17 protein-coding genes and 1 tRNA gene are annotated in these 19949 nt (G+C 72.0%); 9 read left to right on the top strand and 9 right to left on the bottom strand.

The genetic code is table 11. The annotated features are described in order from the left end of the window. Positions 1-57: 57 nt before the first annotated feature. From AC4NN1_RS11160 to AC4NN1_RS11150, 3 genes are read right to left on the bottom strand one after another with little or no spacing between them, the layout of a single operon-like run. Positions 58-693 (bottom strand): NADPH-dependent F420 reductase, encoded by a 636-nt coding sequence (locus tag AC4NN1_RS11160; protein ID WP_491955340.1) that lies wholly within the window; start codon positions 691-693, stop codon positions 58-60. Positions 694-751: 58 nt separating this feature from the next. Further along, a complete protein-coding gene (locus AC4NN1_RS11155) occupies positions 752-3097 on the bottom strand; it encodes a glycosyl hydrolase family 95 catalytic domain-containing protein (protein WP_491955339.1) in 2346 nt (781 codons plus the stop codon). Continuing rightward, positions 3094-4080: an aldo/keto reductase gene (locus tag AC4NN1_RS11150; protein WP_491955338.1), complete on the bottom strand. Its 987-nt coding sequence runs from the start codon at positions 4078-4080 to the stop codon at positions 3094-3096. Before AC4NN1_RS11150 ends, AC4NN1_RS11155 begins: the two co-directional genes overlap by 4 nt. Positions 4081-4177: 97 nt before the next feature. Between AC4NN1_RS11150 and AC4NN1_RS11145 the strand changes: the two genes are divergently transcribed. From AC4NN1_RS11145 to AC4NN1_RS11130, 4 genes are read left to right on the top strand one after another with little or no spacing between them, the layout of a single operon-like run. Next, complete coding sequence (locus tag AC4NN1_RS11145; RefSeq protein WP_491955337.1) at positions 4178-5323, top strand: ROK family transcriptional regulator; 1146 nt, start codon at positions 4178-4180, stop codon at positions 5321-5323. Beyond that, positions 5316-6263 (top strand): N-acetylglucosamine kinase, encoded by a 948-nt coding sequence (locus AC4NN1_RS11140; RefSeq protein ID WP_491955336.1) that lies wholly within the window; start codon positions 5316-5318, stop codon positions 6261-6263. Before AC4NN1_RS11145 ends, AC4NN1_RS11140 begins: the two co-directional genes overlap by 8 nt. Continuing rightward, positions 6260-7018: a glucosamine-6-phosphate deaminase gene (locus AC4NN1_RS11135; protein ID WP_491955335.1), complete on the top strand. Its 759-nt coding sequence runs from the start codon at positions 6260-6262 to the stop codon at positions 7016-7018. Before AC4NN1_RS11140 ends, AC4NN1_RS11135 begins: the two co-directional genes overlap by 4 nt. After that, the gene (locus tag AC4NN1_RS11130; RefSeq protein ID WP_491955334.1) at positions 7015-9963 is read left to right on the top strand and encodes a glycoside hydrolase family 2 TIM barrel-domain containing protein; all 2949 of its coding nucleotides are present in this window, start codon (positions 7015-7017) and stop codon (positions 9961-9963) included. The genes AC4NN1_RS11135 and AC4NN1_RS11130 overlap by 4 nt, the downstream gene beginning before the upstream one ends. A 16-nt stretch (positions 9964-9979) precedes the next feature. Here the strand turns inward: AC4NN1_RS11130 and AC4NN1_RS11125 are convergent, their stop codons facing one another. Further along, positions 9980-11647, bottom strand: a complete 1668-nt coding sequence (locus AC4NN1_RS11125) for a BCCT family transporter (protein ID WP_491955333.1) — start codon at positions 11645-11647, stop codon at positions 9980-9982. Between the two features lie 70 nt (positions 11648-11717). Then, positions 11718-12233 carry a MarR family winged helix-turn-helix transcriptional regulator gene (locus AC4NN1_RS11120; RefSeq protein ID WP_491955332.1) on the bottom strand — a complete coding sequence of 172 codons (516 nt, stop codon included), beginning with the start codon at positions 12231-12233 and terminating at the stop codon, positions 11718-11720. Between the two features lie 143 nt (positions 12234-12376). Between AC4NN1_RS11120 and AC4NN1_RS11115 the strand changes: the two genes are divergently transcribed. Beyond that, positions 12377-12814 carry a hypothetical protein gene (locus tag AC4NN1_RS11115; protein WP_491955331.1) on the top strand — a complete coding sequence of 146 codons (438 nt, stop codon included), beginning with the start codon at positions 12377-12379 and terminating at the stop codon, positions 12812-12814. 6 nt (positions 12815-12820) lie between these two features. Here AC4NN1_RS11115 and dcd read toward each other — a convergent pair whose 3' ends face one another. Together dcd and AC4NN1_RS11105 are read right to left on the bottom strand one after the other, a co-directional pair. Then, on the bottom strand, positions 12821-13426 hold the full coding sequence (gene dcd, locus AC4NN1_RS11110; protein ID WP_491955330.1) for a dCTP deaminase: 606 nt from the start codon (positions 13424-13426) through the stop codon (positions 12821-12823). A gap of 28 nt (positions 13427-13454) precedes the next feature. Then, a complete protein-coding gene (locus AC4NN1_RS11105) occupies positions 13455-15479 on the bottom strand; it encodes a beta-galactosidase (RefSeq protein WP_491955329.1) in 2025 nt (674 codons plus the stop codon). Between the two features lie 60 nt (positions 15480-15539). Between AC4NN1_RS11105 and AC4NN1_RS11100 the strand changes: the two genes are divergently transcribed. Next, entirely contained in the window at positions 15540-16130 is a 591-nt protein-coding gene (locus AC4NN1_RS11100; protein ID WP_491955328.1) for a TetR/AcrR family transcriptional regulator, read from the top strand. Here the strand turns inward: AC4NN1_RS11100 and AC4NN1_RS11095 are convergent. Further along, a complete protein-coding gene (locus AC4NN1_RS11095) occupies positions 16114-17163 on the bottom strand; it encodes a zinc-binding dehydrogenase (protein WP_491955327.1) in 1050 nt (349 codons plus the stop codon). The two genes, AC4NN1_RS11100 and AC4NN1_RS11095, sit on opposite strands and share 17 nt — an antisense overlap. Before the next feature lie 19 nt (positions 17164-17182). Then, positions 17183-18067: a LysR family transcriptional regulator gene (locus AC4NN1_RS11090; protein WP_491955326.1), complete on the bottom strand. Its 885-nt coding sequence runs from the start codon at positions 18065-18067 to the stop codon at positions 17183-17185. A gap of 51 nt (positions 18068-18118) precedes the next feature. On the opposite strand from AC4NN1_RS11090, the gene AC4NN1_RS11085 reads away from it, so the two are divergent. From AC4NN1_RS11085 to AC4NN1_RS11075, 3 genes are all read left to right on the top strand, one after another. After that, positions 18119-19309: an MFS transporter gene (locus AC4NN1_RS11085; RefSeq protein ID WP_491955325.1), complete on the top strand. Its 1191-nt coding sequence runs from the start codon at positions 18119-18121 to the stop codon at positions 19307-19309. A 28-nt stretch (positions 19310-19337) separates the two neighbouring features. Next, positions 19338-19685, top strand: coding sequence for a hypothetical protein (locus tag AC4NN1_RS11080; RefSeq protein WP_018187616.1), 348 nt, complete (start codon positions 19338-19340; stop codon positions 19683-19685). A gap of 62 nt (positions 19686-19747) precedes the next feature. After that, positions 19748-19821 (top strand) — tRNA-Gly (locus AC4NN1_RS11075). The last annotated feature ends 128 nt before the right edge of the window (positions 19822-19949 follow it).

Below are 19949 nucleotides of genomic sequence, written 5' to 3'. Positions count from 1 at the left end.
CATCCATTCACCGGGAATGGACGCAGGTCGCGTCGGGTCGAAGAGGGATGCCGGGGCTCAGCGCTCCGCGCGGGCGAGGTTCTCGCGCAGCTCGTCGGCGGTCTGGCGCACGACGTAGGCCGGCTGGTCGCGCTCGACGCGCCAGCTCTCGTCGAGACCGCCGACGTTGACGGTGTCGAAGCCGAAGTCGTCGTAGATCTTCGTGATGAAGGTGACGGCGTCGGCCGAGTCGCTCGAGGTCGCCAGCGCGCGGCGGCCGGGAGTGCCGGCGGGGGCGCCGTCGGTGAGGATGTCGGCGGCGGGGATGTGGTTGAAGCCCTTCACGACGGTCGACTGCGGCAGACGGTCCTGCAGCATGCGCGACGTGGTGGTCTTCTTCTCGTCGAGCTCGGCGATGTGGCCGTCGCGCTCCCAGTAGTAGTTGTTCGTGTCGACGACGAACTTGCCGGCGAGCTCGTCGACGGGGAGTCCGTCGATGGCCTTCAGGGGGATCGTGACGACGACCCATTCGCCGAAGGCTGCGGCATCCTTCGCGGTCAGGGCCTGAGCGTTCTCACCGAGTTCGGCGACGAGATCGCTGAGCGTCTCGGGACCGCGCGAGTTGCTGATCGCGACCTGGTGCCCCTGCGCGACGAGACCGCGCGCGACAGCCGAACCGATGTGACCTGCTCCGATGATTCCTACGTGTGTCATACGTCGGGAGAACGCATGCGCCAGGCGCGCATTCCCGACACGCGCTGTACGAACCCGATCACTCGCCGATGAGGACGCTCCACGCGTCGTCTATCGTCGCCTCGATCTCGCGCTCGCCCGCTCGGAACGTGTGAGCGGCATGCGCCGACGCGACGCGCGCACGGGCGCGGGCGGAGGTCACCGCACCGGTGTCATCCCACGCGAGGTCGATCTCGACACCGGGACGGGCCACGAGACCGCGCACGGAACCGGCTCCGAGCGGTGCCGGCCACGACGGCAGCAGCGTGATCGCGTCACCGTGCGAGTGGACGAGGCACTCCGCGAGGCCGGCGACGTACCCGAGGTTGCCGTCGATCTGGAACGGCGGGTGGGCCGCGAGGAGATTGTCGTAGAGGCCGCCGGACTGGTCGCCGCGGTCGATCGACATGTCGCGGAACACGAGCGCGAGCAGGTCCGCGACGCGATCCGCCTGGCCGAGCCGGGCGCGGAGGGCGATCTTCCAGGCGAGCGACCATCCGGTGGACTCGTCCTCGCGGAGATCGAGGAAGCGGGATGCCGCGGCCCCGAGCTCGGGCGTGAGGGCTTCGGTCCCCGGGTAGGCGAACACGAGCGGCGACAGGTGCCGGTGATGGGGATCGACGGCCTCGCGGCCGCCGGGCCACTCGGCGATCGAGCCGTCCTCGATCGGGATCTCGGGGAGTCCGGCGCGGGCGTCCTGCGCCTGGGCGACGAGCGGATCGTCCTCGTGGCCGAGGTGGTGCGCGAGGCGCAGGAACTCGTCGAGGTGCGCCCGCAGCAGCACGATGTCGAGGGTGGCGGACTCGGCGACGGCAGCCGAACCACCGTCGCGGGTGCGGAAGGTGTTCTCGGGCGACGTCGACAGCGCGGTGCCGCGCTCGCCCGACTCGGCCCGCGTCATCCAGGCGAGGGCGAAGGCGGTCGCCCCCCGCAGCAGACGGAACGCGCGGCGGCGCTCGGCCTCGTCGGCGACACCGAACGCGTCGCGCTCGGCGAGGTGCCGGCAGAGCCAGAAGCCCGCCATCGGCCAGAACGCCCAGGCGGCGTCGTGCACGCCGTCACCGACGGGTTGGGTGTAGCCCCAGGCATCCGTGTTGTGGTGGGCGACCCAGCCGGGGGCGTCGTACAGCCGTCGCGCCGTCTCGGCACCGCTGTCGGCGAGCGCCTCGATGAGGGCGAGGAGCGGCTCCTCGGTCTCGCTGAGGTTGGCGGTGTGGGCGCCCCAGTAGTTCATCTCGACGTTGATGTTCGTCGTGTAGTTCGAGCTCCAGTCGGGGCGGAGGTCCTCGTTCCAGATGCCCTGCAGGGTCGCGGGCAATCCCCCGGGTCGCGAGGACGAGATCAGCAGGTACCGGCCGTAGTGGAACAGAAGGGCGGCGAGCCCCGGGTCGCGGCCGATGTCGACCCCGCCGCCCCCGGCGAGGTCGCGCAGGCGTTCGGCGGTGTCGCGCTCCGGGTCCGGCGCGACGCCGATCGCGAGTTCGGCCCGGGCGTACAACCTCGCGTGGTCGGCGAGCTGCGCCGCCCGCACCTGGTCGAGACCCGCGGCGATCGCGGTGTCGACGCGTTCGGTCGCGCGGCGGGCCGCGGCACGCTCGGTGCCTGCCGGCATCCGTCCCATACCGGTGAAGGTCGTCGCGGTCGCGAGGACGACGGTCACCCGGGTCGCGCGGAGCACGCGTCCGCCGCGCACGGGAGTGCCGTCGGTGACGATGCGCGCGTGCAGGGCTCCCCGCACCGAGGCGACGTCGTCCTCGTACACGACGGGTTCGTCGACCTCGTCGTGCGGGGGCGTCACGTCGGAGGGTGCCTGCACGAGCAGGGTGGTGGCGGTGTCGATCTCGACGCGGCCGAGTTCGCGCAGCTGCGTCTCGAGCTCGACGCGGACGTCGATCGGCTCGTCGCTCTCGAGCTCGTGGACGAGCACGCCGTGCGGGGCGCTGATCCACGTGCGGTGGCTCAGGCCTGCGCCGGCGCGGGTGCCGGTGGCGACGTGGGTCGCCGTCGCCAGGTCGAGCTCGCGACGGTAGTCCTCGACCTCGTCGGAGGTCGCGCCGTCGATGCGCAGGCGCAGGTCGGCGAACGGAAGGAAGGACTGCGCGTGGCGGTGCTGCAGGCGCCGGACGTGACGGTCGGCATCCTCTTCACGGCCGTCGGCGACGGCGGCGCGGGCCTCGGCGAGCGCGTCGCGCGCCTCATCCGCCGTGACGACGGGCGCAGCGAGCTCGCTCGCGGGGCTTCCCGACCAGAGCGTCTCGTCGTTCAGGCGCAGGAGGGCGTCGGTGGCACCGCCGAAGCACATCGCCCCCAGCGCACCGTTGCCGAGGGGCAGCGCCTCGTTCCAGGTCTCCGCGGGTCGGCGGTACCACAGGACGTGCTCTGTCATCGTTCTCCCTCGGGCACCAGGCCCTCCTCTGCGAGGCCGCGCCAGAAATCCTCGGTCGGCGGCTCGTTCATGTATCCGGCTGTCTGCGCGACGTGCGATGCCTTGCCGAGCCCCACCGTCACGTTCACCACGGCAGGATGCCGCAACGGGAAGTGCAGGGCGGCGACGGGCAACGGCACTCCGCGCGCCGCGCACGCGTCCGCGAGCCGTACAGCTCGACGATAGACGGCTTCGGGCGCCGTGCCGTATTCATAGGGGGCGGCGGGATCGGGATGCGGGGTCGCGAGCAGCCCCGAGTTGTAGACGCCGACCGCGATCACCGCGACCCCGTGCGCGAGCGCCGCGGGCAGGACGTCGGCGGCGGCGGGCTGCTCGAGCAGCGTGTACCGCCCCGCGACCATGGCGACGTCGACCACGCCGGTCTCGATGATGCGGGTGAGCGTGGCGGGGTCCTTCGACCCGACGCCGACGGCCGAGATGACGCCCGCGTCGCGGAGGGCGACGAGCGCGGGGAGCGCTCCGTCGATCGCCTCGTCGACGCGCCCTTCGGGATCGTGCAGGTGCACGATGTCGACCCGGTCCATCCCGAGCCGCTCGAGCGAGGACTCGAGCGAGCGGCGCGCACCGTCGGCCGAGAAGTCCCACCGGCGCCGCGTCGTCGCCTCGACCACGAACCCCTCGTCGTCGAGGCGCCCCGCACCGCTCGGGTCGGGTTCGAGCAGCCGTCCGACCTTCGTCGAGAGGACGAACTCGTCGCGCGGTCGGTGGGCGAGCGCGGCGCCGAGGCGTCGTTCGCTGAGGCCGAGTCCGTAGTGGGGAGCGGTGTCGAAGACGCGGATGCCGCTGTCCCAGACGCCGTCGACGACCGCCGTGGCCTCGGCGTCGTCGATCTCCTGGAACAGGTTGCCGAGGGGCGCAGCACCGAGACCGAACCGTCCCGCCGCGCGGAGGGACTCGGTGGACGGGGAAAGGGTGGGGGCCACGGCTGCTCCGATGTCGGGGACGGTGCCGGTGGTCTTGCGGGAGCGGCATCCGTCTGCTTTTATCTCAGAGTAAGACGAAAAGGGCGTCAGGGGAATGATGAGCGGCGAACGCGCGGCGAGCAGGGGAACGGCGACCAACGCCGACGTCACCCGCATCAACCGCACCGCGATCCTCGACGCCCTGCAGGCCGGCGGCTCCCTCACCCGCGCCGAGCTCATCGAGGCGACCGGACTCGCCTCGGCGACGGTCCACCGCCTGTGCGCCCGGATGGTCGCCGACGGGCTCCTCGCCGTGGAGCGCGACGCGAGCGGCGTCGGTCGCCCGACGCACCGGTACCGCCCCCTCGGCGAGGCGCGCACCGTCGTCGCCCTCGACGTCACCGCGACCGTCGCCCGCGGGGCGCTCATCGACCTGAACGGCGACATCCGCCACGAGGCCCGCGAATCCCTTCGCGGCGAGGACGGGACGCCGTCGGCATCCTCTCGACTCGAGGGCATCGGCCGGCTCGCGGACAGGCTCATCCGGACGGCCGCCGAGCTCGGGACGCCCGCGCAGGGCATCGGCGTGTCGGTGCCGGGTGTCGTCGACACCGACGGCGCCGTCAGCGACTCGGTCGAGCTCGACTGGAACGGCGTCGCCGTCCGCGATCTGATGCACCGGCGCACGGGACTCCCCGTCGTCGTCGAGAACGACGCCAACGCCGTCACGATCGGCGAGTGGACCCGGGGCGCCGGGCAGGGCACCGGAGACCTCGCGGCCCTCGTCTTCGGGATCGGCGTGGGCGCCGGGATCGTCTCGGGCGACCGCCTCGTGCGCGGAGCGGGCTCCGCCGCGGGCGAGATCGGCTACCTCATCACCGACCGCACGGCGTTCGCGCAGGACCACGGCACGGGCGGCGATCTCGAGACGCGCGTGCTCGCACTCGGCGCCGCATCGGCCGACGACGCCTCGACGATGGCCGTCCTCGACCGGGGCGACGACGCCCGCGCCGAGCGGCTGCTCGACCACATCGCGATGTCGGTCGCCGCGCTCACCGTGATCCTCGACTGCCGCGTCGTGATCCTCGCCGGGCGTCTGCCGCGACGGACCGACCGACTCATCGAGGGCGTCGCGGCGAGACTGGCCGGCCGCATCCCCCGTCCTCCCGCGCTGGTCGTGGGGGCGCTCGGCGAGGACGCGGCCCTCGTCGGGATCGGCCAGCGCACCATCGACCATGTGAAAGGGGCGGTCTACCTTGCCTGAGATCCGGTACCCGACCCCCGACGCGATCGTCGGCGTCGACGTGGGTGGCACGAAGACGCAGCTGCGCGCCCTCGTGGACGGCGAGGTCGTCGACCGCATCGTGCCGAGCGAGCTCTGGCGCGTGGGCGCGATCTTCGACGATGCCGAGAACTTCGGCCGGCTCGCCCGGCTCGTGACCGACACGGTCGGCACCGCGCCCGCCGTCACCGTCGTCGGCGCCCACGGCATCGACAGCACTCGGCAGCGTCACCAGGCCACGGCTCTGCTCGGCGAGCGGATGCCGGGGGTCGTGGCGGTCGTCAACGACGCCGTGCTCCTCGCCCCGGCCATGGGGCTCGAGGCGGCCGTCTGCGTCATCGCGGGGACGGGTTCGGCGATCGTCGGCTTCGACGTCGACGGGGAGCCCGTGACGGCCGACGGCTACGGCTGGCTCATCGCCGACGACGCGAGCGCGCCCGGGATCTCGCGCCGCGCTGCCGTCGCCCTGCTCCGCGCCGTCGACCGCGACGGTGCTACCGCGATGAGCGACCCGCTCGCGGCGCGCTTCCTCGCCGCCTTCGACGCCCTCGATCACGTCGACCTCGCGCTGCGCTTCCAGGCGAGCGCGAGCGAGGCCTCGTGGGGCGGCTTCGCCCCCCAGGTCTTCGACGCGGCTGCAGCCGGATCGACGATCGCGCACCGAGTGATCGCGGCATCCGCCACCCATCTCGCCGACGCCGTCAGGGCGGTCCGCGGCCGCGGCGCGCAGGGCACGGACGTCATCGCCGCGGGCGGCGTCATGACCGCGCAACCCCTGCTCGCCGAGCTGCTGCGGGCCGACCTGCAGCGCCACGACGAGGCCCTCCGCCTGCACGTCCTCGACGAACCCCCCGTCGCGGGCGCGCTCGCGCTCGCGCTCGCCCACTCCGACGCTCCCTCCCCCCGAAAGGTGCTCTCGTGAGGATCCTGCTCTCCCCCGATGCCGCCGGCGCCGGCGAGATCGCCGCCGCGATCATCGCCTCGTCCGTCGGCGACCGCCCGGCTCCCGTCCTCGGCGTCGCGACCGGTTCGAGCCCGCAGCCGCTCTACCGCGCGCTCGCCGACCGCGTGCAGGCGGGTCTCGACCTCTCGCGGGCGGCGGCGTTCGCGCTCGACGAGTACGTCGGCCTGCCGGTCGACCACCCCGAGAGCTACCACGCCGTCATCGCGCGCGAGGTGACCGGGCCGCTCGGCCTCGATTCCGCCCGCGTGCACGTCCCCGAAGGCGCCGCCGCCGATCCCGCCGCGGCCGCCGCACGGTACGAGGCGGCGATCGCCGCCGCCGGCGGCGTCGACCTGCAGATCCTCGGTATCGGCGCGAACGGCCACATCGGGTTCAACGAGCCTGGCTCCGCCGTCGACTCCCGCACACGGGTCGTCGACCTGGCTCCGCGCACCGTCGCCGACAACAGCCGCTTCTTCGACGGCGACGCCGGGCTCGTCCCGACGCGAGCGCTGACGCAGGGCATCGGCACGATCCTCGACGCGCGCGAGATCGTCCTGATCGCATGGGGCGAGTCGAAGGCCGAGGCCGTGGCGCGGGCCGTCGAGGGGCCGCAGACCGCGGAGCTCCCGGCATCCTTCCTGCAACGCCACGGTCGCGTGACGTTGGTCCTCGACGCCGCAGCAGCCTCGCGCCTCAGCCCCGCATCGCTCCCCGTCGAGGCCGCCCGATGAGCGCGCCCGTCTTCGACGTCGCCCGCATCGGGCCCGGTGAGGGATCGATCACTCCCCGCACGCGCCTGACGTCCGACGCTCCGACCCAGTCGCTCGACGGCCGCTGGCGGTTCCGTCTCTCGCCGTCCCCCGCGCTCGCACCGCACGACGACTGGACCGCCGGTGACACGGACGGGTGGGACGAGATCGCCGTCCCCGCGCACTGGAACATGAGCGGGTTCGGCACCCCGGCCTACTCGAACGTGCAGTTCCCCTTCCCGATCGACCCGCCCTACCCGCCCGACGAGAACCCGGTCGGCGACTACGTGCGCCGCATCGACGTCGACGACGCGATCCGACAGGTGACGGATGCCGGGGGCCGCGTGCTCCTGCGCTTCGACGGGATCGAGTCGGCCGCCGACGTCTTCGTCAACGGCACGCGCCTCGGCTCGACCCGGGGCAGCCGCCTGACGCACGAGTTCGACGTCACCGACCACCTCACCGGCACCGGGGACGTCGTCGCCGTGCGCGTCGCGCAGTTCTCGGACGGGACCTACCTCGAGAACCAGGACATGTGGTGGCTGCCGGGCATCTTCCGGAGCGTCACCCTGCTCGCCCGCCCCGTCGGCGGCATCGACGACGCGGTCGTCACGGGCGACTTCGACCACGAGACCGGGCGGGGTGCGGTCGAGGTCGCCACCTCGGCCGACGCCGTGCTCGAGATCGCGGAGCTCGGCCTCCGCGCCGAGGTCCGCGCCGGGCGCAGCACGGTCGACGCAGGCGAGGTCGAGCCCTGGTCCGCCGAGACGCCGCGCCTCTACACCGCGACCCTCGCCACGGCATCCGAGACCGTGTCGGTGCGCATCGGCTTCCGCCGTGTCCGCGCCGACGACGGCGTGCTGACACTGAACGGACGCCCGATCATGCTCCGCGGCGTCAACCGCCACGAGCACGATCCCGACCGCGGACGGGTGCACACGACCGAGCTGGCGCGCCGCGACCTCGTGCTCATGAAGCAGCACAACATCAACGCGGTCCGAACGTCCCACTACCCGCCGCACGCCGAGCTGCTCGACCTCGCCGACGAGCTGGGCCTGTACGTCATCGACGAGTGCGACCTCGAGACGCACGAGTACGAGTACGTGTCGTGGCGCGGCAACCCGAGCGACGACCCGGCGTGGGAGTCATCCTTCGTCGACCGCATCCGTCGCACGGTCACGCGCGACCGCACCCACCCGAGCGTGATCATGTGGTCGCTCGGCAACGAGTCGGGCGCGGGCTGCAACATCCGCGCGATGGCGCGGTGGGTGCGCGAGAACGACGGCACCCGCCTCATCCACTACGAGGGCGATCACTCGAGCCGCGACACCGACGTGTACTCGCGGATGTACGCCTCGCACGACGAGGTCCGGCAGATCGGCGAGGAGGCCGATGAGATCGCGCCCGCCGACATCGGCGCGGCCGAGCTGCGGCGCCGATCGCTCCCCTTCGTGCACTGCGAGTTCGGGCACGCCATGGGCAACAGCCCGGGCGGGGTGAAGGAGTACTGGGACCTCTACGAGCGGTTCCCACGCCTGGCGGGCGGCTTCATCTGGGAGTGGATCGAGCACGCCATCGCGGTCGAGGACGAGCACGGTCGCCGGGCCTTCCGCTACGGCGGCGACTTCGGCGAGTCCGTCCACGACCACAACTTCGTCATCGACGGCCTCATCAGCGCCGACCGCGACGTGCGGCCCGGCCTCGTCGACTACGCCGCGATCGTCGCGCCCGTCGTGATCGAGGTGGATGCCGCGCGTCGCCGCATCCGGCTGCAGAACCGCTACGACCACGTCGACACGAGCCACCTCGCCTTCCGGTGGCGGCGCGAGGTCGACGGCGAGACGGTCGCGCACGGCGAGCTGACCGTTCCTGCCGTCGGACCGCGCCAGCGAGCCGAGGTGCCCCTCCCCGATGAGGCCCGCGTCGTGTCGGGCTCGACCGTGGCCGACGTCCTCACCGTCGACGCCGTGCTGCGCGACGGGACGAGCTGGGCGTCGGCCGGGCACGTCGTCGCGACCGGTCAGCACGTCGCCGCCGGCACTCCCCGCGTGGGGCAGGCGTCGGCGCCGGAGCCCGACGAGTTCGATCGCCGCGGCCGCCCGCGGCGTCTCGGCTCGCTCGACGTCGTCGACGGACCGGGCATCGGGATCTGGCGCGCACCGACCGACAACGACCTCTTCCCCGGGTGGGACGAGCCGACGCTCCCGCCGATGGCGGAGCGCTGGGCCCTCGCGCGCATCGACCGGATGCAGACCCGCGTCCGGAGCGTCGATTCGGATGCCGCGGCCCTCATCGCCGACACCCGCGTCGGCGCGCCCTCGTTCGACAGCGGCGTCGACGCGCTGTGGCGCTGGTCGACCGTTCCCGAAGGGCTGCTGCTGGAGCTGGACCTGCGCAGCATCGGCTCGTGGGACAACTCCTGGATCGAGAAGGCGCCCTTCTCGTGGACCGTCGACTGGGCCCGACTCGGCATCGACGTGACGTTCGCGGGGGCGCCCGTCGGCATGGAGTTCGCCGGGTACGGCCCCGGTCCGAGCTACCCCGACACCGCGTCGGGCGTGCAGTTCGGCTGGTTCGAGGCCGACGCGGACGACCTCGTCACCCCGCACGTGCGGCCGCAGGAGAGCGGATCGCGACGCGGTGTGCGGACCGCCGTCATCCGCACCACCGAGGGAGGCGTGCGCGTGAGCGTCGTCGGCGGCGAGGCCCTCGACGCGGGCGTCGCCCTGACGGTGTCACCGTGGGACCGGACGACCCTCAGCACGACGTCGCACGCGTCGCTCCTGCCGACGCCGACCGCGACTCACGTGTCGATCGACATCGCGCAGTCCGGCGTCGGGACGGCGACGTGCGGCCCCGGCGTGCTGCCGCGTCACCGCCTGCCGGCCCGCGACGCGTCGTTCGCGCTCCTTTTCGAGACCGTCTGAGGCCCGCCGGGGCGGGTCAGTCGGCCCGCTTCCGGCCCCAGGGCAGTCGGATGCCTCGCTCGTTCTCGGACTCGACCTCCAGGCCGTAGTGCTCCCCGATGTGATCGAGCAGCTGCGCGCGCTCCGCCTTCTCGTAGATGCGTCTCTCGCGCTGGAACGCGACGACGGTCGACCAGCAGATGAGCAGCATGACGATGCTGAACGGCAGGGCGATGATGATCGCCGCCGTCTGCAGCGCGGTCAACCCACCCGCGATCAGGAGCGCGATCGCGAGGAGCGCGGTGATGAGCGTGAAGAGCGTCCGCACGGGCTTGCTCGGCTCGGGGTCGCCGCCCGTTGCGATCATGCCCATGACGAGCGCACCCGAGTCCGCCGACGTCACGAAGAACAGTGCGATGAGGACGAGCGCTCCGATGGTCAGCAGGAGCGGCGCGGGGAGGTGCTGGAACAGCTGGAAGAGCGCGCCCTCGACGTTCACGGATCCGTCGGCCTGCGTCATCACGCCCGGCTCGTCGAGCTGGAGCTTGATCGCGGAGCCACCGAGGACCGCGAACCAGAGCACACCGACGAGCGTCGGCACGATGAGCACTCCCATGACGAATTCGCGCACCGTGCGACCACGGCTGACGCGGGCGATGAAGATGCCGACGAACGGCGCCCACGAGATCCACCAGCCCCAGTAGAACGAGGTCCACGTCGCCTGCCACGCCTGGCCTTCGGCTCCCTGGAACGCGCTGACGCTGAAGCTCAGCCCCACGAAGTTCTGCAGGTACGAGCCGATCGACTGCACCCACTCGCGGAGCAGGTAGAAGGTGTCGTTCGTGAACAGGACGAACAGGAGCAGGAGCCCGGCGAGGATCAGGTTCAGCGACGACAGCCACTTCATGCCCTTCGTCACGCCCGACAGCACCGAGAAGAGCACGGCGGTCGTGATGACGGCGATGATGATGACCTGCACGAGCAGGCTGGGGTCCTTGATGATCCCCGCGCTGTCGAGGCCGGAGCTGATCTGCAGCACACCCAGGCCGAGACTCGTCGCGACGCCGAACAGCGTGCCGACGAGGGCGATCGCGTCGATGGCGTTGCCCCACCCGCCGCGCACACGCCGACCGAGGATGGGCTCGAGCGCCCACCGGATCGACAGCGGGCGTCCGCGGCGGTGGATCGCGTACGCGAGGGCGATGCCGACGACGACGTAGACGGCCCACGCCTGGACGCCCCAGTGCAGGTAGGTCTGCGTCAACGCCGACTGCGCGAGCTGCGCGGAGGTGCCCTCGACACCGGGCTTGGGGTCCACGAAGTGGCTGAGCGGCTCGCTCACGCCGTAGAAGACGAGGCCGATCCCCATCCCCGCGGCGAACAGGAGCGAGAACCAGGCACCCGTCGAGAATTCGGGCTTGTCCTCATCCTTGCCGAGACGGATGTCGCCGAACCGACTGAACCCGAGGAAGAGGCAGAAGGCGACGAAGAAGGCGGTGATGAGGACGTAGTACCAGCTGAAGGTGTCGATGATCGCACCCTGGATCGTCCCGAAGAACGCCTCGGCCTGGGCAGGAAGCGCGATCGCGAACGCGCTGAAGACGACCGCCACCACGGCTGCCGGCGCGATCACCCACACGCTGGCCTTCGCCCGCGACGCGGGTGGGTGGGCGACGGTCTCTGAAGATGAGGCGCTGTCGGACATGCCGCCAGGCTACTGACGGAGGGGGATCCGCTCACCTTCTTGCATTCCGGGGGCCGGCCGGGTTAGCGCCTCAGTCGCGGGGCCAGGATGCCGCGAGCTTGCCGAGCAGGCGGACGAGCTCCGCGCGCTCCTCCGCCGTGAAGTCGGCCAGTGCCTGCGACAGCCGCTCGCGGCGCTCGCCCCGGAAGTCGCCCGCCCGTCGCCGCCCCTCGGCGGTCAGCGCGATGCGGGTGCGCCGAGCGTCGTCGGGATCGGCCTCGCGTGCAGCGAAGCCGAGCTCGACCGCCTGCTGCACGAGCCGCGACGCCCGTGGCTGGTCGACGCCGATCGCCTCGGCGATCTCGCTCACCGAGAGGGGGTTCTCCGCGTGCACCAAGGCGTCGAGCAACCGGATGCGGGCGGGGGCGCCGGCGAGGCGCGCACCGGGACCGAACCCGCGCTCCCCCCGCATCCAGGGCGGGCCGCCGCCGTCGGAGTGCGGTCCGTGCGCGTGGGGTCCGCCGGGATGGTGGCGGTGCGGACCGCGGCCGCGCATCTGCGCGAAGGCGGCGAGGAGCGCGTCGAGGTCGCCGGTGGGATCGGTCACCCCTCGACGATACCGCTCGGCGCGGCATCCATGTCACTTGACATGCAACACGGATATATGTCACACTGCATGTACTTGCACAGTGACATGCAATGGTCATCGCGGACAGTCCGCCGATGACAGGACGTCTCGGAAGGACACCCATGAACACCTCGATCAACGACACCCTCGGATTCCGACTCAAGCTCGTCCACCGCCTGCTGGCGCGCGAGCTCCACGACGAAACGGCGTCGGACGGAGCGGACCTCCAGGCCCGCATCTCGACCGCCGTCCCCGAGGACGACTACGACACTCTGCTGCGTTCGCTCGACGCGATCGCGCGGGAACTCGGCTGGGACGAATCGCAGCCGATGCCGCCCCGCCCCGGGCGCGGCCACCGGCACGGCGGCTTCGGCCCGCGCGGCGGGTTCGGGCACGGACACGGGTTCGGCCCGCGGCACAGCCATGGCGGGCACGGGCACGGCGAACACGGTCGCGACTGCGGCCACGGCCAGCGCCGCGGTTTCGCGCCGCACCCCGCCGTCGCCGAGGCCTTCGAGCGCGGCTTCAGCCGCGGCTACGAGCAGGCGCAGCGCGACTGAGCGCGGTCAGTTCCCCTTCGCACCGGCGTCGGTCGTCCCGACGTCGGTGCGGTGGAAGTTCTGGAACGAACGGGATGCCGTCGGCCCCCGCTGACCCTGGTACCGGTTCTTGTACGAACCGGTGCCGTAGGGGTTCTCGGCCGGCGAGCTCAGGCGGAAGAAGCAGAACTGCCCGATCTTCATACCCGGCCACAGCTTGATGGGGAGCGTCGCGACATTCGCGAGCTCGAGCGTCACATGACCCGAGAAGCCGGGATCGATGAAGCCCGCCGTCGAATGGGTGATGAGACCCAGGCGACCGAGGGAGCTCTTGCCCTCGAGGCGCGCGGCCACGTCGTCGGGCAGCGTGATCTGCTCGAACGTCGCGCCGAGCGCGAACTCACCCGGGTGCAGGATGAACGGCTCGTCGGGCGCGACCTCGATGAGACGCGTCAGCTCGGGCTGATCCTCGGACGGATCGATGAACGGGTACTTGTGGTTGTCGAACAGCCGGAAGTACCGGTCGAGCCGCACGTCGACACTCGACGGCTGGACCATCGTCGGGTCCCACGGGTCGAGGCCGATGCGGCCTCCGTCGATCTCGCCTCGGATGTCGCGGTCGCTGAGCAGCACGCGGCCAGCCTACTGGCGCGCCGCACCCTCAGCGCGCGACGCGGACGACCACCACACTCCGCGGCGGCACCGAGACGACACCGGGTGCCGCGGCCACACCGACGAGCACCTCGCCGGCCACCGGCGCCGAGACCTCGTCGTCGGTGCGGTTCGAGAGGAAGACGTACCGCGCCTCGGCGTCGCCGCGCTCGATGACGTCGAGCCGGCCGTCCGCCGACCGCGGGTCGCCGGCGAGGGCGTCCAGCCCCAGCCCTGCGAGCACCGCGCGGACGCCATCCCGTCCGATGTCGGCCGACACGTACGTCGCCGACCCGCCCCCGCGCAGGCTCCGCCGGGTCACCGCAGGTGCACCGGCGAGGTCGCCGTCGGCATAGGTGTCGAGGACCTCGACGTCGTCGCCGACGTGCACGATCCGCTCGGTCCAGCCGTGCGCGACGGCTCCCGAGGCGAGGGCGATGCGCTCGTCGGGCAGCAGCGGCACGAACTCCTCGACCACGACGCCGAGCAGCTCGCGCAATGCGCCGGGGTAGCCGCCGAGCCAGACGCGGTCGTTCTCGTCGACGATGCCCGAGAAGTACGTCGTGATGAGGTGGCCACCGGCATCCGTGTACGCCTCGAGACGCGACCGCAGGGCGTCGGGCACGACGTGCAGCATCGGGGCGATGAGCACCTCGTACCCGTCGAAGGCCGCACCGACCGGGATGACGTCGGCGCGGACGCCGAGGTCGAGCATCGCGCGGTACCAGGCGAGGGTCTCGTCGTCGTAGGCGGGTGAGTCCGACGGGTGCGCGTCGCGCCCGCTGACCCACCACGACTCGTAGTCGACGACGATCGCGACGCGCGCCTTCTCGCGGCGCGAGCCGTGCACGGGCGACAGGTCGCGGAGCGCGCCGCCGAGCGCGACGACGTCGCGGAAGACGCGGCTGTTCTCACCCGCGTGCGGCACCATGCCGGAGTGGTACCGCTCGCCGCCGGCACGGGACTGGCGCCACTGGAAGTAGCAGACGGCATCCGCGCCGTGCCCGACGTGGGTCAGCGCATCGCGGACGAGCTCACCCGAGCGTTTGGGGGTGTTCACCTCGCGCCAGTTCACGGCGCTCGTCGCGTGCTCCATGAGGAACCACGGCAGGCCGCCGGCGATGTTGCCGGTGAGGTTCGCCCAGAACGACAGGTCGTCCCGGCCGTGTTCGCCGGGGCGCAGGTAGTGGTCGTTCGAGACGAAGTCGACGTCGGGCACCCACGACGGGTAATCGATGTCGCGGACGTTCTGCGCGACCATGAAGTTCGTCGTCCGCGGGATGCCGGGGGTCACCTCGGCGAGCACAGCCGCCTCCGCCCGCAGGTGGTCGCGGACGGCATCGGAGGAGAACCGCTCGAAGTCGAGCTGCTGCCCGGGGTTGCGGATCGTGGGCGCCGAGCGCGGCGGCAGGATCTCGTCCCACTCCTCGTAGTGCTGCGACCAGAACGCCGTGCCCCACGCGTCGTTGAGCGCGTCGATCGTGCCGTAGCGGGCTTCGAGCCAGACGCGGAACGCACGGGCGGCGTCGTCGGAGTAGTCGTAGAGGTTGTGGCATCCGAGTTCGTTCGAGATGTGCCACGCGACGACGGCGGGATGGTCGCCGTAGCGCTCGGCCAGCGCCCGAACGAGGCGGAGGGCGTACTCGCGGAACACCGGCGACGTGGGCCGCCAGTGCTGGCGCGCGCCCGGCCAGAGGATCGTGCCGTCGACGGTCTGCGGCAGGATCTCGGGATGCCGCCGGGCCATCCACGACGGCGGTGAGGCGGTCGCGGTGGCAAGGTCGACGTCGATGCCGTTCGCGTGCAGCAGGTCGATGATGTCGTCGAGTAACGCGAAATCGAACTCGCCCGGGCGCGGTTCGAGGAGGCCCCACGAGAAGATGCCGAGCGAGACGATGTTGACGCCCGCCTCGCGCATCAGCCGGACGTCGTCGTCCCACACCTCGCGCGGCCACTGCTCGGGGTTGTAGTCGGCGCCGTAGCGCATCGTCCCGGGCCCCTGCGAGCCGTCCTTCACCCAGCGGTAGTTCTCCATCCGATCACCGTATCTCAAAAACGTGCACTTGCACGGTTTCAGGTGATCTACTGTTCGTCTATGACCGATGCACCCGGCCGCGGCCCGTACGCGAAGTCCGCCGCGCGGCGCAGCGAGATCATCGCGACCGCCACGGCCGTCTTCGGCACGCACGGGTACCGCGGCGGGTCGCTGCGGCAGATCGCCAAGCAGCTCGATCTCGGCCTGACGACCGTCATGCACCACTTCCCCACGAAGGTGTCACTTCTCGCGGCCGTCCTCTCGCAGGAGGATGCCGCCGACACGGACTTTCTCGATCGATCCGCCCGAGACGGCTTCATCCCGACGGTGATCGCCATCGTCGAGCGGAACATCGGTCGACGCGAGCTCGTGCGCATGTTCACGGTCGTGCAGGCTGAGGCGACGCACGCCGACCACGAGGCGCACCCATGGTTGCAGGAGCGCTACGCATCGGTGATCCCCGACTACCGCGACGCGATCGAGCACGACCGCGCGGCCGGACGCCTGACCACGACGGCCGACGCGACGATGCTCGCCGATCTCGTGATCGGCACGTGGGAGGGCATCCAGGTGCGGTGGCTCGCCGACGGCACGGACCCCGTCGCCGCGATGCGCGTCGCACTGGGCGCTCTGCTCAAGCCGAAGGCGTGAGCCGCGGGTCGATCATCGTCATCCCCGCCGGCGAGGCCGAGTCCATGACCGGCAGCAGCTCGGCGGCCTGCTCGAGCGACACGGTCCGCTCGATGAGGTCCTGCGGGTGGAGCGTGCCGCGCGCGATGAGCTCCAGCATCCCGGGGTAGTCCTCGGCCGCCATGCCGTGACTGCCGAGCAGGTCGAGCTCCCACGCGATGGCCCGTGCCAGCGGTGCAGGGGTGAGGCCGGATGCCGAGGGCAGCAGCCCGACCTGCACGTGCCGCCCCCGGCGGCGCAGGCTGTGGATGGCATCCGCGCAGGTCTGTTCGCTGCCGACGGCGTCGACCGAGACGTGGGCGCCGCCGCCCGTGACCGCGTGGACGGCCTCGGGCACGTCACGCCCGTCCGCGACGATGGCCTCGTCCGCGCCGAGCGTGCGGGCGACGTCGAGCGCCGCGGTCGACCGGTCGACCGCGATGACCTTCGCGCCGAGCGCCTTCGCGATCATGACGGCGCTGAGGCCGACCCCGCCGGCCCCGACGATCACGACCCACTCCCCGGCGGTCAGCCGCGCTCGGGCGGTGAGCGCGCGGTAGGCGGTGGCGAAGCGGCATCCGAGTGCGGCGGCAGCGGCGAACGAGATCGACTCCGGCACGGCGACGAGGTTACGGTCGGCGGCGTGGAGGGCGACCCGCTCGGCGAACGATCCCCAGTGGGTGAAGCCGGGCTGCTGCTGGTCGGGGCAGACCTGCGCGTTGCCACTGCGGCACCACTCGCACCGGCCGCATCCGCAGACGAACGGCACCGTCACCCGGTCGCCGACCGCCCACTTCTCGACGCCCGCGCCGACCTCGACGACGACGCCCGCCAGTTCGTGCCCGGGAATGTGGGGCAGGGCGATGTCGTCGTGTCCGACCCAGGCATGCCAGTCGCTGCGGCACAGCCCCGTCGCGTGGACCTCGATGACAGCGCCGCCCGCGGGCGCGACCGGATCGGGGACCTCGGTGACGACGAGGGGTCCTGCGATCTGTTCCATCACCATCGCGCGCATGCCTCGATTCTGCCGGGCATCAGAACCGGGTGAGCTCCCGAAGCACCGCGATGACATCGTCGACCGCGGGCGGGCGCGGTCCGGCCCGGAAGACCACCCCCATGTCGCGCGCCGCGCGCGGATCATCGATGGGCCGCTGCACGCACCCGTCGAGCGGATGCGGCACCTCCGGTCCGATCGCGATGCCGAGACCTGCCGCGACGAGGCCGTGGAGCGTCCGCAGATCGTCGCCCTCGAAGGCGATGTCGAGCGGTACGCCCTCGGCGGCGAACAGCTGCTCGAGCGTGCGGCGCAGTCCGTACCCCGGCTTGAGCGTGACGTGCGTCTCACCGACGACGTCCGCGAGCGAGACCCGCGTCGCCGTCGTGAGCCGGTGATGCTCGGGGACGATCACGACGAGCGGCTCGTCATAGAGGTGGAGCGTTTCTCCGGAGGGATGCGTCGCGGCGACCCCCGAGACGATCGCGAGGTCCGTCCGTCCGGAGTCGAGTTCGGCGAGGCAGCCGTCGCGGGCTCCCTGCCAGAGCTGCACGCGGATGTCGGGGCGCTCCTCCCGCAGCCGCCGGACGAGCCGCGGGACGAGGTTCTCGCCGAGCGAGTTCTGGAACGCGAGCCCGACAGTCGACCGGGCGCCGTCGAGCGAGTCGAGCGCATCCTGCGCGGCGCGGAGGGCGACGCGGACGGCGGGCAGCATGCGTCGCGCGGCTCCGGTGAGTCGGATGCCGCGGCCGTCGCGAGCCACGAGTGCGACGCCGAGCCGCGATTCGAGCTGCCGCAGCGCACGGCTCACGGTCGGCTGCGGAACGCCGAGTGCCTCCGCCGCGCGGGTGACGTGCTCGTCCTCGCCCAGCGCGTCGAGGAGCGGGAGGTGTGGCAACAGGTCGATCAGGCGGTCACGACTCATGCATGAACGCTATCGCTTCACGCCTATCGGTATTGGATCTGCATGCGACACATGCCTACCGTGGACCAGGTGACGACCGTCGGCATCCCCCCACTCACCGCGTCGCCGCGCCGCCTCGGAGCGGCGATGTGGACGACCGGGATCGCCACGTTCGGGGTGCTCTACGCGCCGCAGGGCCTGCTCACGGGGATCGCCGAAACGTACCGGCTCACCGCGGCCGACGCCTCGTGGGTCGTGTCGGCCGCGACGCTCGGACTCGCGCTCTCGATCCTGCCGTGGGCGCTGGCGGCCGACCGCTTCGGGCGCAGGCGGATGCTGCGCGTCGCCGCCGTGGCCGCGGCGGTCATCGCCGTCGCATCGCCGCTGCTGCCCGGGTTCGCCGGGCTGCTCGTCGGCCGATTCCTGCTCGGCTCGGCGCTCGGCGGCATCCCGGCTCTCGCGGTCGCCTACGTTCACGAGGCCGCCGGCCCGCAGCGCGCGGGGGTCGCGGCGGGAGCGTACGTCGCCGCGACGAGCGTGGGCGGTCTCGCGGGACGCCTCGTCGCCGCCCCGGTCGGCGAGCTCGTCGGGTGGCGGCTGTCGCTGGAGCTGCTCGGCATCCTCGCGGCGGCGCTGACCGTGCTGTTCGCGGTGCTGCTGCCGCCGACCGAGGAGCATCGGCCGGTGCCGTTCGGCCGCAGCCTGCGCATCCTCGGACGGCAGGCCGTCAACGTGCGCGCACTGCCGCTGTACGCGATCGGCGCGATGGTGGTGGGGGCGATGGTCGCCGTCTTCAACGCGCTGGGCTTCCGCCTCGAGGCGGCGCCCTACTTCTTGTCGGCGACGGCCGTCTCGCTCGTGTTCCTGACGTACCTGTCGGGCACGGTGACCTCGCGACTGTCTGGCGCGCTCGTCCAGCGCTTCGGGACACGGATGCCGCTGGTCGCCGGCGGGGCCGCGATGACCGTCGGCGCCGCCGTCACGCTGGCGTCGCCGGTGGCCGTCATCGTGGTCGGCGTCCTCCTCATCACGGCCGGGATGTTCCTCGCCCACGCGACGGCCAACGCCGCGACGGCGCGGGCCGGCGGCTCTGGTCGGCAGCACGCCGTCGCGCTCTACAGCGTCGCGTATTACATCGGCTCGAGTGTGCTCGGCACCGTCGGCGCCGCCGCGTGGACCGCGGCGGGATGGGTGGCGTTGGCCGGGCTCGTCGCGGTGCTCGGCGTGCTGGTCGCTCTGGCCTCCGTCAAGGTGCGGGACTGACGACGCAGCCCTCGCTACAGTGCCGGGCATGGACAACTACGGAAGTTACGCGGGGCTCGGCGCCGGCCTGATCATCATGGCGGTCGTCCTCTACGTGGGAACGTTCGCCCTGGCGATCTGGGTGGGTTACCTGATCCAGCGCACCGCCGTGAAGAACGGGATGCTGCGCGCGATGCAGGAGAGCGGAATGACCTTCGCTCCCCGCCCCGGCGCGCCCTACCCCGGGGGTGGACAGCCTGGCGCTCAGCATCCGGGAGCTCAGCCGCCCTACCCCGGTCAGGCACCGCAGGCGGGTCAGCCGCCGCGCCCCACTCAGCCGCCGGTTCCGCCGCAGACGCCTCCGCAGGCTCCGCCGGCGCCTCCGACGAACCCCTGAGCACCGCGACGGGCGAGTGTCCCCGAGCCTTGCTAGGCTTACGGGGCGCCTCCGGGCGCACTGGGGCTGTAGTTCAATGGCAGAACATCTGCTTCCCAAGCAGATAGCGCGGGTTCGATTCCCGTCAGCCCCTCCACTGTCACTTTTCGTGCCGCGTCCTGTGTGGCTTCTGACCGTCCGGGCCGCTGCGTTCGGTGCGTGGCTCATCTGGAAGGGCGTCGCCATCTGGCCCGTCGATAAGCGCTGTCAGACGTAGACCGGAGT

It is taken from the genome of Microbacterium sp. MDV22-iso44, assembly GCF_058629135.1.
This window is presented reverse-complemented; position numbering and strand designations above follow the sequence as displayed.